Genomic DNA, 15,041 nt, shown 5'->3' with positions numbered 1-15,041 from the left:
GTAATTTATTTTATATAGGTGATAGCAATGAAACGGGTTGGTTTTGTAGGTTGGCGTGGCATGGTGGGGTCCGTTCTGATGGAACGGATGCTGGCAGAGAATGATTTCGATCTAATTGATGAGCCAGTCTTTTTCACCACCTCACAGGTGGGTCAGGGCGGTCCGGATATTGGAAAGCCAATACCTGCGTTGAAAGACGCCAGTGATATTGAAGAGTTGAAGGCGATGGATGCCATCATCTCTTGCCAGGGTGGGGATTACACCAAGCAGGTCTATAAGGATCTGCGTGGTACAGGTTGGCAGGGTTACTGGATTGATGCCGCTTCTGCACTGCGCATGGAAGAGGATAGCGTCATTATTCTCGATCCGGTCAACCTGAATGTGATTCAGGATGCCCTGGCATCGGGTGCGAAGGATTTCATCGGTGGCAACTGCACTGTCAGTCTGATGCTAATGGCCCTGGGTGGTCTGTTTAATGCTGATCAGGTTGAGTGGGCAACCGCCATGACCTATCAGGCTGCCTCTGGTGCGGGCGCCAAAAACATGCGCGAGCTACTGAGTCAGATGGGTGCGGCCCATGCTTCAGTCAAAACACTATTGGATGATCCTGCCTCCGCTATTCTGGATATCGATCGTCAAGTGGCTGCGGCCATGCGTGGTGACAGCTTCCCCACGGATTGCTTTGGTGTGCCGTTGGCAGGCAGCCTGATTCCCTGGATCGATACCCAGCTGCCGAATGGCCAGAGTCGCGAAGAGTGGAAAGGCGGGGTTGAGACCAACAAGATTCTTGGTCGTAGTAATAATCCTGTTCCGATCGACGGACTCTGCGTCCGAATTGGTGCCATGCGCTGTCACAGTCAGGCCCTGACCATCAAATTGAAGAGCGATATCCCTATGGACGAGATCCAGGGAATGCTTGCTTCAGCCAATGACTGGGTCAAAGTGATCCCCAATGATCGGGAGATTACGGTTAAAGAACTGACGCCTACAGTCGCTACCGGTACATTGAGTGTGCCGGTCGGTCGTCTGCGCAAAATGGCGATGGGAGGTGAATACCTCTCCGCATTTACAGTCGGTGATCAGTTGTTATGGGGCGCCGCTGAGCCATTGCGTCGTATGCTGCGTATACTTCTGCAGGCGTAACAGAGCACCAGAGACTAGACCGGGAGCCGGTTCAGCAGCCAGGATGTGCTGCTGAACCGGCTCCCTTTGTTATTTATGGGATAAACCAAGTGACTGAAAATAAATTGAATATTGCTGTTGTCGGGGCTACGGGGGCCGTTGGTGAGGCGATGCTCTCCATTCTGTCAGAGAGGTCCTTTCCCGCCGGTGAGGTCCATGCGCTGGCCAGTGAGCACTCCGTAGGCAAGCGCGTGGCATATGGTGATAAGCATTTGGTTGTGCGAGATCTGGCTGACTTTGACTTCAGTAAAGTTCAGCTGGCCTTGTTCTCTGCGGGTGCAGCTATATCAGCAGAATATGCCCCAAAAGCGGTTGAGGCGGGCTGTGTCGTTATCGATAATACATCACAATTTCGCTATGAAGAGGATGTGCCGCTGGTGGTGCCAGAGGTCAATCCTGGCGCGATTGCGGATTACCCGGCACGGGGGATTATCGCCAATCCCAACTGTTCAACCATCCAGATGATGGTTGCCCTGAAGCCGATTTATGATGCCGTTGGGATCGAACGCATCAATGTATGTACCTATCAGGCAGTCTCCGGTTCAGGTAGCCGCGCGGTCGAGGAGTTGGCGGGGCAGACTGCCCGGTTGCTCAATGGACAATCGATCAAGCCAGCCGTCTATCCCAAGCAGATCGCCTTCAATGTGTTACCACAAATCGACCAATTCATGGAGAACGGTTATACCCGTGAAGAGATGAAGATGGTCTGGGAAACGCAAAAAATTCTTGGGGATAAGCGGGTCCAGGTGAATCCCACCGCAGTTCGTGTACCGGTATTCTTCGGGCACTCGGAGGCAGTGCATATTGAGACCCGGGAAAAAATCAGCGCTGAACAGGCGCGGTCCTTATTAGAAAAGGCCTCAGGTGTGGTTGTGATGGATACCCGGGAGGAGGGCGGATATCCCACCCCGGTAACCGAATCAGCTGGACAAGATGGTGTCTTTGTCGGGCGGATTCGGGAGGATATTTCTCATCCAAGAGGGCTAAATCTGTGGATTGTGTCAGATAATGTCAGAAAGGGTGCGGCACTTAACACTATTCAGATTGCTGAAATTTTGGAAAAAGACTATTTGTAAGCTATAGTTAGGCAACAAATATTAAGTCCATTCTATGATGTGGGTATTTTCCGGATTTTCCTATCTGAATTAATAAGGGAAGCGGGTATGGAAGGGGGAGACATGGTTCGTAAATTATCCTTGGCTGTGGCCTTGGTATTGGGTATTTCACCACTCGGCGCACAGGCCGTAGGTTTGGGGGATATCCAGCTGAAATCTGCATTAAATCAATATCTTGATGCGGAAATCGCTCTGTTGTCGGTGGATAAGGATGAGGTTGGAGATATCAAGGTCAATCTTGCTACTCCCGAGGCCTTTCGTCGTTCAGGGATAGAGCGTCCATTTATTCTCAGTAAACTGCGTTTTCAGGCGGACCAGACCGTAGATGGCAAAACCATCATCCAGGTTTCCAGTCGTGACCCTATTCGTGAGCCTTTCCTGAACTTCCTTATTGAGGTCAATTGGCCGAAAGGCAAGCTACTTCGTGAGTACACAGTGCTTTTGGATCCGCCAGTAACATTGGATCGACGACCTGCACCTGTACAAGCTGCTCCCATGCAGCAGAAGCGCCAACAGCGAATTGCTGCAAGCCAACCCACTGCACCTACCCCACGATCCGCCGTTGCACCCTCCGATGTTTCCTGGGCGGGTTCAGCCAGCGTAAGTGAATACGGTCCAACCAAACGTAACGATACTTTATGGGGTATTGCCAAGCAGGTTCGCACTGATGGTGCCAGCATGCAGCAGATGATGATCGCGCTACAACGTGCTAATCCACAGGCTTTTATAAACGAAAACATCAATAATCTGAAAGTGGGTCAAGTCCTGCGCATTCCCAAGGCCGATGAGGTTATGGACCTCAATAAGCGCGAAGCGGCCAATGCCTATCGTGAGCAGTTACAGGAGTGGCAGGCTGATAGTAAACCGACAGAAATGGCGGCAGATGAGCAGCCAGTCAGTGAATCAATGGGCAGCAACATGCCCGCTGAGAGTGCTCCTGAACCCCAGGCTGAATTGAAGATTGCTTCAGCGCGTCCCAGTGGGGATGGCGCAGCAGGTCCCAGTGAAGGGGCTGATCAGGGTGAAGTGCTCGAGCAGCTAAAACAGGAGCTGATTGTTTCTGAGGAGGCCAAGCAGGCCGCTCTACAAGAGGCTGAAAATGTACGTTCGCGTGTCGGTGATCTGGAATCACAGCTCGAAGATCTACAGCGACTGCTGACACTCAAGAGTGAACAGTTGGCCAAGCTGCAGGAGAATTTGGGTGGTGCGACTGAAGAAGCAGCATCGCCTGAAATCGTCGCAGATGCCGTACAGGACGGTGCCACAGATTCACCAGTAATGGTCGAATCTGAAGAGGCGACGGCCCAAGATGAGCCGATGCCTGCCGCGGCTGAAGAGAGTGAGAAAGAGAGTATTATTAAAGATCTCTCGATTGATCAATCCACCGAGCAAACTGAGGCCGCTCCCCCACAAACTGACTCACCCGTTATGGCGGATGAGGCTAAGGAAGAATCGCCCATCGTTGCAGAGGAGCAGGCCCCGGCCGTTGTTGAGCCAGAGCCTGCAGTAAAACCGATAACACCACCTGCAACTCCTGCAGAAGAAGAGGGTTTGCTGGATATGATTGCTGGTGACACCACTATGTTGGGTGTTGCCGTGGCGGGTGTTGTTGTCTTGCTGGCACTGCTCTGGGTAGCCATCAGCCGTCGCCGTTCCAATAGTGCAGATTTCCAGGAGAGTATCCTGATCAGCACCATTGACGACAATGACTCCGAGCAGGTAACGGATACGACGCCGCAGGAGCCGGTTTCACATCCGACAGAAGAGACTTCATTCCTGAGTGATTTCTCGCCCAGTGACATTGATGCCCTCCAAGACGAGACAGGCGAAGTAGATCCGCTGGCAGAGGCGGATGTCTATATCGCCTATGGGCGCTATCAACAGGCTGAAGAGTTGATTCGACAGGCCATCGACAAGTTCCCTGAACGGACTGAACTGAAGCATAAATTGTTTGAGATACTTTATGCCACGAAGGATAAGGATGCCTTCGTCGCGTTGGCTGAGTCGACCTCGGCAGAAGGACTTGATCAAAAGGATCCAGAAGCTTGGGGTAAAGTGGTCACGATGGGTGCCCAGTTGGCGGCGGGCCATGCGCTATTCGCTGCAGGTGGATCGGCAGATTTTGATGATGATGAGCTGGCCTCACTGGAAGATGAACTTGGCCTCGACAATGAACTGGGCTTAGATGAGGTGTCTACCACAGTTGATCTGATTGATTCGGACAAGACTGAAGAGCTTGAGTCGATCGCCTCGCTGGATTTTGATGACTCATCTGAATTCTCCGGTCTCGGTGATCTGGATTTGGATACGGATCTTGATGTTGAAAAGAGCGAGGACGAAGTACTCTCTGTGGAAGAGAGCGACAGCCTCACGCTGGATGCCGATACCGACCTGAGTCTGGTTTCACCTGAAGAGAGCGTCGATGAGGCGTCTTCAGAATTTGATATGACATTGAGTGAGCTGGATACCGATGGCTTACTGGATGAGGAGAGCGCCTTCTCAATTGAAGATCCACTGGAGAGTGCGGAATTGGATGATCTGCGTCTTGATGCTGATTCAGAGGCTGAACAGTTAGGTGATGCCGTGATTGATTTCAGTGATTCGGCACCGATGGAAGGGACTGATTCTCAAACTTTTGATTCGCTTGAACTTGATCAGGTTGATGATCAACCTCTGGAATTGGGTGATTCGTTCTCTCTGGATGATCTGGATGAGGATGATGGCACTGAATACCAGATAGGCGAATCTGGCGATGACCTGACGGATGAGAACAACACCAAGCTGGATCTGGCTCGTGCCTACGTGGATATGGAAGACGCCGATGGTGCGCGCAGTATTCTGGAAGAGGTGTTGAAAGAGGGGAATGAAGGGCAGCAGCAAGAGGCACAAGCGCTGCTGGACAAGTTGTCCTGATATACTGACTCTCTGAGTTGAAGAGGCGCACTTCGGTGCGCCTTTTTTGTTATTCTGATCGGCAGATACCACCGACTACAGATAGAGTGGCAATGGTGTCTTAAAAGATTGGCTATACCTAATGAAGGGTAATGATATGCGGTTGGCGATGGGTGTGGAGTACGATGGATCCTCATATCATGGATGGCAGCTACAAAAGTCCGGGGTCCGCTCTGTCCAGCAACAGATCGAACAGGCTTTGGGCAAGGTCGCCGCCCATCCGGTGCGAGTGTTTTGTGCTGGGAGAACCGATACCGGGGTACACGGCGAAGGGCAAGTTATTCACTTCGACACGCCAGCTGTTCGCTCTTTGCGAGGCTGGGTGTTGGGAACTAATGTGAATCTGCCGGATGATGTGAATATCAACTGGGTGCATGAGGTTTCTGACGAGTTCCATGCGCGGTTTTCCGCAACCAGTCGTAGTTATCGCTATGTGATATTGAATCGACCCACTCGGTCAGCGATATGGCGGGATCGTGCTGTCTGGATTCACCATGTGCTGGATGAAGTGCGGATGCAGCAGGCAGCCGAATCGCTCGTTGGTACCCATGATTTCTCCTCATACCGGGCCATAGGTTGTCAGGCCAAAAGCCCCGTCCGCACAGTGACGAACCTTATTGTAAATCGCATCAATGATCGGGTGGTCATTGAGATTACTGCCAATGCCTTTCTTCACCACATGGTGCGTAACATCGCCGGTGTGTTGATGACTATAGGGCGGGGAGATCAGCCGGTGGAGTGGAGTCGGGAGGTGCTGGATCATCGAGATCGGACATTGGGTGGTGTGACCGCACCTCCCCAGGGACTTTATCTGGTTGATGTTGACTATCCTGCAGAATTTGGGCTTCCATCGGCATCGAAAGTGTAATGCACTCGGGCAAACTTGATTGATTCTGATATCGGCTTACGAATCAATTGACGGCTCGGTTTTTTTTGGGGATTAATTCTCTTTCGAGAACAGGTACAATCTTTCTCATCCAAGCACTATCCTGTATTGTTAGGCCTTCTATGAGAACCCGGGTCAAAATATGCGGAATTACTCGCACCGAAGATGCCATGGCGGCAATCACTGCGGGTGCGGATGCGATTGGTTTGGTATTTTACCCACCCAGCCCTCGAGCGGTTACGATCACTCAGGCGGCTCAAATTGTTAAAGATCTGCCCCCTTTTGTCTCGGTTGTTGGTCTGTTTGTGAATCCAACTCAGGATGAATTAACCGAAGCACTGGCACAGGTCCGCCTGGATCTCATCCAGTTTCACGGTGATGAGACAGCACAAATGTGCGAGGCCTCGGGGTGTCCCTATATCAAAGCGGTAAGGATGCGGCCGGATGTTGATCTGCTTGATCTGGATAAGCAGTTTGCATCCGCCTCAGGGCTGCTTTTGGATAGTTATCAGAAGGGCACTCCGGGTGGTACAGGTGAGACTTTTGAGTGGCAGCGCATACCGTCCAGCTTGCGTGAGAGAATCATTCTGGCGGGCGGCCTATCGCCCGATAATGTTGAATCAGCTATTCACCAGGTTAAGCCTTATGCCGTGGATGTGAGTGGTGGCGTCGAGCAGGCGAAAGGTATTAAGGATCACACGAAAATCAAGGCATTCATGCGAGGAGTTGAGCGTGCCAACCGAGAAACCGATTGATTTCACCAGCATGCCAGATTCACGAGGCCATTTTGGCCCCTATGGTGGACTGTTTGTGTCTGAAACCCTCATGGAGCCGCTGGATGAGCTTCGTGTGGCTTACGAAAAGTATATGCAAGATGAGACTTTTCTGGCCGAGCTGGATGCCGATCTGGCCAACTACGTTGGAAGACCTTCACCGGTTTATCATGCTGAAAGATTGAGTCGCGAGAATGGCGGGGCACAAATCTACCTCAAGCGGGAAGATCTCAACCACACAGGTGCGCACAAGGTAAATAACACGATTGGTCAGGCGTTGCTGGCGAAGCGTATGGGTAAGCAGCGCATTATTGCTGAAACAGGCGCCGGACAGCATGGCGTGGCTACGGCGACTGTTGCGGCTAGATTGGGGCTGGAGTGTGTCGTTTACATGGGTGAGGTCGATATTGCCCGCCAAGAAGCCAATGTCTACCGCATGAAGCTCCTGGGTGCCAAGGTTGAATCGGTATCGTCAGGATCGAAAACCCTAAAAGATGCCTTGAACGAGGCCATGCGGGATTGGGTCACCAATGTAGACAATACTTTTTACATTATTGGAACGGTTGCTGGCCCTCACCCTTACCCCGCCATGGTGCGAGATTTCCAAGCGATTATTGGACGTGAGGCTCGCGAGCAGATGCAACGCCAGACAGGAGCCTTGCCTGATGCCCTGGTGGCTTGTGTCGGTGGAGGCTCGAATGCGATCGGTCTCTTTTACCCCTTCCTGAATGATGAGACCGTGAAAATATACGGAGTCGAGGCAGCGGGTGATGGGCTCGATACGGGACGACATGCCGCGCCACTGTGTGCGGGAACGCCAGGTGTATTGCACGGAAATCGTACTTACCTGATGGAGGATGCCAATGGCCAGATCATTGAGACGCATTCTATCTCCGCAGGACTCGATTATCCGGGTGTTGGCCCCGAACACGCCTGGCTGAAAGATATTGGTCGTGCCAACTATGTTGCAGCGACGGATGATGAAGCCTTAGCGGCCTTCCATACCCTGACCCGGGTGGAAGGCATTATTCCAGCATTGGAATCGAGTCATGCCATTGCCTATGCCTTGAAATTGGCACGCGAGATGGATCAGGGCCAAACAATCCTGGTGAATCTCTCTGGTCGAGGTGATAAAGATATGCATACTGTAGCCGCACTGGATGGATTGAAGATATGAGCAGGATCAGTCAGCGTTTCAAGCAGTTGGAAGAGAAAAGCCGGGTTGCTTTGATCCCTTTTGTGACGGCAGGTGATCCTGGGCCTGAAGTAACCGTGCCTTTGATGCATGCCATGGTAGAAGCCGGTGCTGATATTATTGAGTTGGGTGTGCCATTCTCTGATCCCATGGCCGATGGCCCGGTTATTCAGCGTGCCAGTGAGCGGGCGCTGGAACATGGCGTTAGCTTGCACGATGTGTTGGCAATGGTGAGTCAGTTTCGAGAGAGCGATGCAGACACGCCGGTCGTGTTAATGGGGTATCTGAATCCCGTTGAAGTAATGGGGTATGAGACCTTTGCCTTGGCGGCACAAAACGCGGGTGTCGATGGCCTGTTAACAGTTGATTTACCGCCGGAAGAGGCGGACGATCTGTTGGCGGCTATTAAACCCAAGGATATCGATCCCATTTTTCTGTTGGCACCGACCAGCAGTGATGAGCGTATGCAGCGCATCTGTGATGCAGCCAGTGGTTTTGTCTATTATGTCTCGGTAAAAGGCATAACAGGCTCGAGTCACATGGCCATTGGCGAGGTGGCCGCCAAGACGGCACAGATTCGCAAACACACAGCCTTGCCAGTGGGTGTCGGATTTGGCATTAACAGCGCCGAAAAAGCCCAGGCAGTGGCCCAGGTTGGGGATGCCGTGATCGTCGGGAGTGTGCTGGTGAAAAGGATGGAAGAGTTGAGTGACCGTCCGGATGAAATTGCCCCGGCTATCGCACAGATCCTTACCGCCATGCGTCAGGCTATCGACCTGGTTTAGGGTATATTAAGGGGTGTGCTGTCCGGACGGAATATGGCCCCTCTGAGAATCAAAAAATAGTACAAACGGGATTGTTACCATGAGTTGGTTTGAAAAGTTGATGCCAAGCCGTATTCGTACGGAAGGCGGGAGCAAACGCGGTGTCCCAGAGGGACTCTGGACAAAGTGTCCCGGTTGCGGGGCCGTGCTCTATCGTGCAGAAATGGAACGCAATCTGGACGTTTGCCCCAAGTGCACGCATCATAATCGTATTGGCGCCCGCAAGCGTCTTGCGGCCTTTCTTGATCCGGAGTCGCTTCATGAAGTGGCTGCTGATCTTGCACCTGCAGATCCCCTGAAGTTCAAAGACAGCAAGAAATACCGAGACCGACTCATCCAGGCACAAAAAAGCACGGGTGAAAAAGATGCTTTGATCGTGATGCAGGGCACCTTGAAGGGATTAAAGGTGGTCTCTGCGGCCTTTGAGTTCAGCTTTATGGGCGGATCAATGGGGTCAGTGGTAGGGGAGAAGTTTGTCCAAGGGGTGAATATCTCGCTTGAACAGCGCATTCCGTTTATCTGTTTTTCCGCCAGTGGCGGCGCACGTATGCAAGAGTCGCTCTTCTCACTGATGCAGATGGCGAAAACCAGTGCAGCACTCAATAAGATGCGCCAACAAGGAATCCCCTATATCTCTGTGCTTACAGATCCAACAACAGGTGGTGTATCGGCCAGCTTTGCGATGCTGGGTGACCTGAATATTGCTGAACCCAATGCGTTGATTGGTTTTGCCGGGCCTCGCGTGATTGAGCAAACAGTTAGAGAAACGTTGCCAGAAGGGTTCCAGCGCAGTGAGTTCTTGCTTGATCATGGTACGCTGGACATGATTATGGATCGGCGCGAAATGCGCGATAAGCTGGCTGATCTCCTCAGTATCCTGACTCATCAGCCAAAGCCGGTGTCTGAACAGTCAGAGATACTAATAGCGCCACCAGTTGAAGAGTGATTCAAGCGGTTTGAGTCTGGTCGGCCTGTCTATTCTTGACTAGCTTCTCCCCCCGAATATTGCGGGGGGTACATACTATTTCATCGATAAAAAACAGATGCGATTTTCTAATCTTCAGGACTGGCTTGAATGGCAGTCCACGCTGCATCCAGAAGAGATTGAGTTGGGCCTTGAAAGGGTTCGGGCAGTCTGGGAAAAGCTTGCAACCAAGTCATTGAATTGCAAGATCATTACTGTCGCAGGGACCAACGGAAAAGGCTCCTGTGTCGCGTTCCTTGATACGATCCTGAGATCTGCCAGTTATCGTGTTGGATGCTATACCTCACCGCATTTAATGCGTTATAACGAACGCATCATGATCGATGGCGAACCGGCTAGCGATGAGCAAATCTGCCAAGCCTTTGCCGATGTCGATCAGGCCCGCGGTGATATCTCACTCACCTATTTTGAATTTGGCACCTTGGCTGCTTTGCGGCTCTTTGCTGCAGCTGGACTGGACGTGGCGGTTTTGGAGGTTGGGCTTGGCGGGCGTCTGGATGCGGTCAATATCATTGATCCGGATGTTGCGGTGATTACAACTGTGGATATTGATCACACCTCTTGGCTGGGTTCGACTCGTGAAGCCATTGCTGTCGAAAAGGCCGGTATTATGCGCAGAGATAAGCCGGTTATTTTTGCTGATCTGGATATGCCCTCTACGATACAGAAAACGGCAGAAGAGGCCGGTGCGGTGTTGCTAATGGCCGGGATTGATTACCGTTGGCGCACACAGGATCAGGGCTGGGACTGGTTACATCATGAGCATCCTCGGCATTCACTGCCGCTTCCCAATATGCGTGGGCGGTTTCAACTGCAGAACGCTTCTGCCGCGTTGATGGCGTTGGAGTGCCTGCGCCTGGAGTTACCACTGGATCAGCGTGCTGTCCGGTATGGTTTGCAGGAGGCGAAGCTTCCAGGTCGGTATCAAGTGACCGGCCGGGATCCAGTAGTGATTCTTGATGTTGCGCATAATGCCCAGGCGGCCACCGCGTTGGCTGAGAATCTGGGGGATATGTTCTGTCATGGGAAGACTATTGCAGTATTCTCTATGCTGGCGGATAAACAGATTGCTGAAGTGGTGAAAATCATGTCGCCACGTATTGATCAGTGGTATCTGTATCCCATCAACACAGCAAGAGCTGCAACTCTTGAACAACTGGAGGATATCCTGCAGTCGCAAGGGATTGAATCTGCACAACGACACAGCTTTGAGCATGTGACGGAGGCCTTCAGTTCCGCAAAAACGGCAGCTGGGGAAGGCGATCGAATTGTGGTTTTTGGTTCTTTCTACAGTGTTGGCGATGTGATGCCCTTGCTCTGAAATTTGCAGGGTAACCGGGTACAATACCAAATATTCTGTTTAGGCCTGGAATGCCAAGTGCATCCATCCCTATAATGAGGTTCCTCTGGATATCAGCAAAGGGCATTCAACGTGGATGAAGGATTAAAGAGACGATTGGTTGGCGCGACCGTCCTGGTATCGCTGGTAGTGATATTTGTTCCTATGTTGCTGGATGATGACCCGGTCATTGAGACGGGTATCTATAAGACCAATATCCCGCCCAAGCCAGAACGTGAGTATTCATCGCGCGTCATACCTTCCGCGGATGAAAATTTGGCAACACCTCCGGTAGAGCGCCGTCCTGAAATCGTCCCACTAAAAAGGCCTGCTCAATCCACAGTCAGTGAAAAGCCAGTCACTACACCCGTACCCGATGTGTCACAAGATACAGTCGTTGAGAAGCCGGAAACGGATTCCCCCGCTGTGGAGCCACGAGTGGGCTTGACCGCCTGGGTTGTCCAGGTGGGTAGCTTCTCAAGCAGAGAAAATGCTGAAAAACTGGTCACCCAGATCAGAGAGATGAAATATGCCGCTTTCATGGAACAGGCGGATGTGGATGGGAAGACGCTCTTCAGAGTGAAGGTCGGGCCTGAGATTGATCGCAAGCTCGCGGAGAAGATGCTTGCTAGTCTAAATAAAGATCTTAAGTCATTAGATTTGAAGGGTTCTATTAAGTCCTATCCCTGAGGCAGGAGTGTTTCAAATGTTTCAGCAGGATTAAGTGCTTCTGCTGTAGCTAAGCCTCTGATAAAATTAACCGTTCAATCATGATAAAAATTCCCAAATGAATAGTTGGCGCTTTCTAGTACAGATGAGAATGTATTGAATGATCTGGATTGATTACGTCATTCTAGGCATTATCGGTTTATCTGCGGTCATCAGTCTGGTCCGCGGATTTGTCAGAGAGGCCCTGTCATTAGCTGTTTGGGTACTTGCCTTTTGGGTTGCCTGGACCTTTTTCCGTGAGTTAGCACTGCAATTGGATTGGTTTACAGTGCCATCGGTACGTCTTGGTGCCGCGTTCCTCATCCTGTTTATTGCGACGCTCATGCTGGGCGCATTAGTCAATTTTTTAGTTGGTCAGCTGGTCGATAAAACAGGTCTAAGCGGCACCGACAGAATGATTGGTATTCTCTTTGGAGCAGCGAGGGGAGCTATACTAGTAGCAATACTGGTATTACTGGCAGGGTTAACCCCCTTTCCAAACGATCCTTGGTGGAAGGAGTCACAACTGATCGGATATTTCCAAGAGTTGGCAGTCTGGTTAAAGCAGCTGCTACCTGCGGATATTGGTGAGAAGTTTAAGTTCATTTAACTCTTAATCAGCGATTGAGACGACTCTCAAGGGTAGATAGATCATGTGCGGTATTGTCGGAGTTTTTGGGCGTAGTCCAGTCAACCAGGCGCTCTATGAAGCGTTACTTGTGTTGCAGCATCGCGGTCAGGATGCCGCTGGCATTGTCACAATGGATGGCAGAAAGCTGTATTTGCGTAAGGACAATGGTTTGGCCCGTGATGTGTTCCGTACAGAGCACATGATAAATCTGAAAGGCAACATGGGCATCGCACATGTTCGCTATCCTACAGCGGGCAGTTCATCCTCGGCAGAAGCGCAACCTTTCTACGTCAATTCACCTTATGGCATTACGCTGGCCCATAACGGCAATCTAACCAATGCGGATGAGTTGCAGGGTGATCTCTATCGCGAAGATCTGCGTCATATCAACACCTCTTCTGATTCAGAAGTATTGTTGAATGTATTTGCCCATGAGTTGCATAGTCTGGGCAAGTTAAGAATTGATGCGAATGATGTGTTTAAGGCCGTTGCTGCTGTGCACAGACGCTCCCGTGGTGGTTATGCGGCTGTAGCGATGATCATTGGCTATGGCATGGTGGCGTTCCGCGATCCTCATGGTATCCGTCCGATCGTCTTTGGCAAGCGTGAAACTGACCTTGGTACGGAATACATGGTCGCCTCTGAGAGTGTGGCGCTGGATTCTCAGGACTTCGAGCGGGTACGGGATCTCGCTCCGGGTGAGGCGATCTTTATTGACATGAATGGCAAGTTGCATAGCTGTGTCTGTGCCGCTAATACCGAGCATACCCCCTGCATTTTTGAATTTGTTTATTTCGCTCGTCCTGATTCAATCATTGATAATATCTTTGTCCACAAAGCCCGCTCCAGAATGGGCAGCAAACTGGCAGGAAAGATCAAGCGTATCTGGCCTGATCATGATATTGATGTTGTGATTCCAATCCCCGATACCAGTCGTACCGCGGCTTTGGCTTTGGCTACGGCGCTCGGGGTGGAGTATGCCGAGGGCTTCATTAAGAACCGTTATATTGGCCGTACCTTCATCATGCCTGGACAGCAAGTAAGAAAGAAATCGGTCAGACAAAAACTGAATGCAATCGATTCTGAGTTTAAAGGTAAGCGGGTCATGTTGGTGGATGACTCTATCGTGCGGGGTACCACTTCGCAGCAGATCGTTCAGATGGCCCGAGAGGCCGGTGCTGAAAAAGTCTACTTCGCATCTGCTTCACCGCCAGTGAAGCACCCCAATGTGTATGGCATTGATATGCCCTCTGCCCATGAGTTGGTGGCATACAACCGTACGGTGGAAGAGGTGCAGGAGATCATCGGCGCAGACCGTCTTATCTTCCAGGATCTTGAGGATTTGATCTCAGCCGTTAAGAAAGAGGATAAGTCTGTCGTTAAGCGATTTGATACGGCTGTTTTTGACGGTCAGTATGTGACCGGAGACGTTAGTCCACAATATCTTGAACAGCTTGAACTGATTCGCAATGATTCAGCCAAGCAGGATAAGAGTTCTTCCAGTGATGTGGTGATTGGGTTACACAACAACCAATAACAAACGGGCAGGGATTAACCCATCAGAAAGTGCGCATGGGCAGCAGCCACGGGCCGCTGCTGATCAGATTGCCACGCCTCAATCCGTACATTTGATACGCTTCTCCCTTGCTTGATCAGATAGCCTCGGGCAAAAGTGTCCTGGTTTCCAATGCACGGACGAAGATAGTCTACTGAGATATTGATGATCTTGGGAAAGCGGCTGATGTCGCAGGCATGTATGATGTGCATCACGCCCGCGTGTTCCAGCAAAGCGCCCACCACGCCACCATGTACTGCCGGAATCGTTGTATTACCGATGTTACTGCGCTTACCACGCAAGATGGTCAGTAATCCCTGCGCATCAACCTGCAACTCAAAACCGACAAAAGCACTGTAAGGAATCAGGGCGCTGATAGCGGCAAACTCCTGGTCTGCCTTCAGCTGCATCACTTGATCAAAAAGAGAAGTATTACTGTTTTGCATTAGGGGAGAATCCTACAGAGCCGACCATGAAGCTGGCAACAAAATGGGCAATTGGGTCATCGCGTGACTCGTGATAGGCATGCCCCTTTACAAATACGATGTGCTGGGTTTGCCGATAGCACTCAGCAAAGCCAAGGATTGAGCGTTCCCTGTCCGCCTGTGTTAGATAATCAATACGCAAATCCAGCGTGGCAACTGAAGCGCCCGCAGGGACCACGGTGAATGCGGCTGCTCCCCCTGCGCTGTCAAGTAGAGTGGTGATGACCCCGCCGTGAATAACGCCTGACTCAATATTGCCTACCAGATGTGGTGCATAGTCTACTTTAAACAGGCAGGAGCCTCGATTGAGTTCAATGGCTGTCAGGCCAAGTGCCTCAACATGAGGAAGTTTTTCAAGGATCGATTGGATTCCGTCGAGTGGATAGAGGGCTTTCGCATCCGCTGTCATGG

General features: G+C 51.3%; 14 protein-coding genes. 12 read left to right on the top strand and 2 right to left on the bottom strand.

The genetic code is table 11. The features are described 5' to 3' along the window. Positions 1 to 27 precede the first annotated feature (27 nt). The 12 genes from asd to purF all read left to right on the top strand — a co-directional run bounded on the left by asd (position 28) and on the right by purF (position 14,127). Positions 28 to 1,143, top strand: coding sequence for an aspartate-semialdehyde dehydrogenase (gene asd / locus FHP88_RS02675; RefSeq protein ID WP_144357447.1), 1,116 nt, complete (start codon positions 28 to 30; stop codon positions 1,141 to 1,143). 89 nt (positions 1,144 to 1,232) lie between these two features. After that, entirely contained in the window at positions 1,233 to 2,258 is a 1,026-nt protein-coding gene (locus FHP88_RS02670) for an aspartate-semialdehyde dehydrogenase (protein ID WP_144357446.1), read from the top strand. Positions 2,259 to 2,360: 102 nt separating this feature from the next. Then, complete coding sequence (locus FHP88_RS02665) at positions 2,361 to 5,210, top strand: FimV/HubP family polar landmark protein (protein ID WP_186297572.1); 2,850 nt, start codon at positions 2,361 to 2,363, stop codon at positions 5,208 to 5,210. Between the two features lie 121 nt (positions 5,211 to 5,331). After that, on the top strand, positions 5,332 to 6,117 hold the full coding sequence (truA, locus tag FHP88_RS02660) for a tRNA pseudouridine(38-40) synthase TruA (protein ID WP_260843142.1): 786 nt from the start codon (positions 5,332 to 5,334) through the stop codon (positions 6,115 to 6,117). A 140-nt stretch (positions 6,118 to 6,257) separates the two neighbouring features. Beyond that, positions 6,258 to 6,890, top strand: a complete 633-nt coding sequence (locus FHP88_RS02655) for a phosphoribosylanthranilate isomerase (protein WP_144357444.1) — start codon at positions 6,258 to 6,260, stop codon at positions 6,888 to 6,890. A gap of 10 nt (positions 6,891 to 6,900) precedes the next feature. Beyond that, a complete protein-coding gene (gene trpB, locus FHP88_RS02650; protein ID WP_144357654.1) occupies positions 6,901 to 8,085 on the top strand; it encodes a tryptophan synthase subunit beta in 1,185 nt (394 codons plus the stop codon). Next, the gene (trpA, locus tag FHP88_RS02645) at positions 8,082 to 8,888 is read left to right on the top strand and encodes a tryptophan synthase subunit alpha (protein WP_144357443.1); all 807 of its coding nucleotides are present in this window, start codon (positions 8,082 to 8,084) and stop codon (positions 8,886 to 8,888) included. The genes trpB and trpA overlap by 4 nt, the downstream gene beginning before the upstream one ends. A 79-nt stretch (positions 8,889 to 8,967) precedes the next feature. Then, positions 8,968 to 9,873, top strand: coding sequence for an acetyl-CoA carboxylase, carboxyltransferase subunit beta (accD, locus tag FHP88_RS02640; protein WP_144357442.1), 906 nt, complete (start codon positions 8,968 to 8,970; stop codon positions 9,871 to 9,873). A 97-nt stretch (positions 9,874 to 9,970) separates the two neighbouring features. Then, positions 9,971 to 11,233 carry a bifunctional tetrahydrofolate synthase/dihydrofolate synthase gene (gene folC, locus FHP88_RS02635; RefSeq protein WP_144357441.1) on the top strand — a complete coding sequence of 421 codons (1,263 nt, stop codon included), beginning with the start codon at positions 9,971 to 9,973 and terminating at the stop codon, positions 11,231 to 11,233. 111 nt (positions 11,234 to 11,344) lie between these two features. Next, positions 11,345 to 11,941, top strand: coding sequence for an SPOR domain-containing protein (locus tag FHP88_RS02630; protein WP_144357440.1), 597 nt, complete (start codon positions 11,345 to 11,347; stop codon positions 11,939 to 11,941). Positions 11,942 to 12,080: 139 nt separating this feature from the next. Further along, complete coding sequence (locus tag FHP88_RS02625; protein WP_144357439.1) at positions 12,081 to 12,569, top strand: CvpA family protein; 489 nt, start codon at positions 12,081 to 12,083, stop codon at positions 12,567 to 12,569. Positions 12,570 to 12,612: 43 nt separating this feature from the next. Next, positions 12,613 to 14,127 carry an amidophosphoribosyltransferase gene (gene purF, locus FHP88_RS02620; protein ID WP_144357438.1) on the top strand — a complete coding sequence of 505 codons (1,515 nt, stop codon included), beginning with the start codon at positions 12,613 to 12,615 and terminating at the stop codon, positions 14,125 to 14,127. A gap of 14 nt (positions 14,128 to 14,141) precedes the next feature. Here purF and FHP88_RS02615 read toward each other — a convergent pair whose 3' ends face one another. Further along, positions 14,142 to 14,591: a PaaI family thioesterase gene (locus tag FHP88_RS02615; protein ID WP_144357437.1), complete on the bottom strand. Its 450-nt coding sequence runs from the start codon at positions 14,589 to 14,591 to the stop codon at positions 14,142 to 14,144. Next, a complete protein-coding gene (locus tag FHP88_RS02610; RefSeq protein WP_144357436.1) occupies positions 14,578 to 15,039 on the bottom strand; it encodes a PaaI family thioesterase in 462 nt (153 codons plus the stop codon). The genes FHP88_RS02615 and FHP88_RS02610 overlap by 14 nt, the downstream gene beginning before the upstream one ends. Positions 15,040 to 15,041: the final 2 nt, after the last annotated feature.

The organism is Sedimenticola selenatireducens (assembly GCF_007625115.1).
GTDB lineage: Bacteria > Pseudomonadota > Gammaproteobacteria > Chromatiales > Chromatiaceae > Sedimenticola > Sedimenticola selenatireducens_A.
Note: the sequence above shows the minus strand (reverse complement) of the source record. Positions and strands in the feature narration are given on the sequence as shown.

What these genes read in the sequence shown, in the direction of transcription:
- trpA (WP_144357443.1), top strand. Translation starts at nt 8,082, where the DNA reads ATGAGCAGGATCAGTCAGCGTTTCAAGCAGTTGGAAGAGAAAAGCCGG.
- FHP88_RS02610 (WP_144357436.1), bottom strand. Translation starts at nt 15,039, where the DNA reads ATGACAGCGGATGCGAAAGCCCTCTATCCACTCGACGGAATCCAATCG.
- folC (WP_144357441.1), top strand. Translation starts at nt 9,971, where the DNA reads ATGCGATTTTCTAATCTTCAGGACTGGCTTGAATGGCAGTCCACGCTG.
- accD (WP_144357442.1), top strand. Translation starts at nt 8,968, where the DNA reads ATGAGTTGGTTTGAAAAGTTGATGCCAAGCCGTATTCGTACGGAAGGC.
- asd (WP_144357447.1), top strand. Translation starts at nt 28, where the DNA reads ATGAAACGGGTTGGTTTTGTAGGTTGGCGTGGCATGGTGGGGTCCGTT.
- FHP88_RS02625 (WP_144357439.1), top strand. Translation starts at nt 12,081, where the DNA reads ATGATCTGGATTGATTACGTCATTCTAGGCATTATCGGTTTATCTGCG.
- FHP88_RS02665 (WP_186297572.1), top strand. Translation starts at nt 2,361, where the DNA reads ATGGTTCGTAAATTATCCTTGGCTGTGGCCTTGGTATTGGGTATTTCA.
- trpB (WP_144357654.1), top strand. Translation starts at nt 6,901, where the DNA reads ATGCCAGATTCACGAGGCCATTTTGGCCCCTATGGTGGACTGTTTGTG.
- FHP88_RS02615 (WP_144357437.1), bottom strand. Translation starts at nt 14,591, where the DNA reads ATGCAAAACAGTAATACTTCTCTTTTTGATCAAGTGATGCAGCTGAAG.
- FHP88_RS02655 (WP_144357444.1), top strand. Translation starts at nt 6,258, where the DNA reads ATGAGAACCCGGGTCAAAATATGCGGAATTACTCGCACCGAAGATGCC.
- truA (WP_260843142.1), top strand. Translation starts at nt 5,332, where the DNA reads ATGAAGGGTAATGATATGCGGTTGGCGATGGGTGTGGAGTACGATGGA.
- purF (WP_144357438.1), top strand. Translation starts at nt 12,613, where the DNA reads ATGTGCGGTATTGTCGGAGTTTTTGGGCGTAGTCCAGTCAACCAGGCG.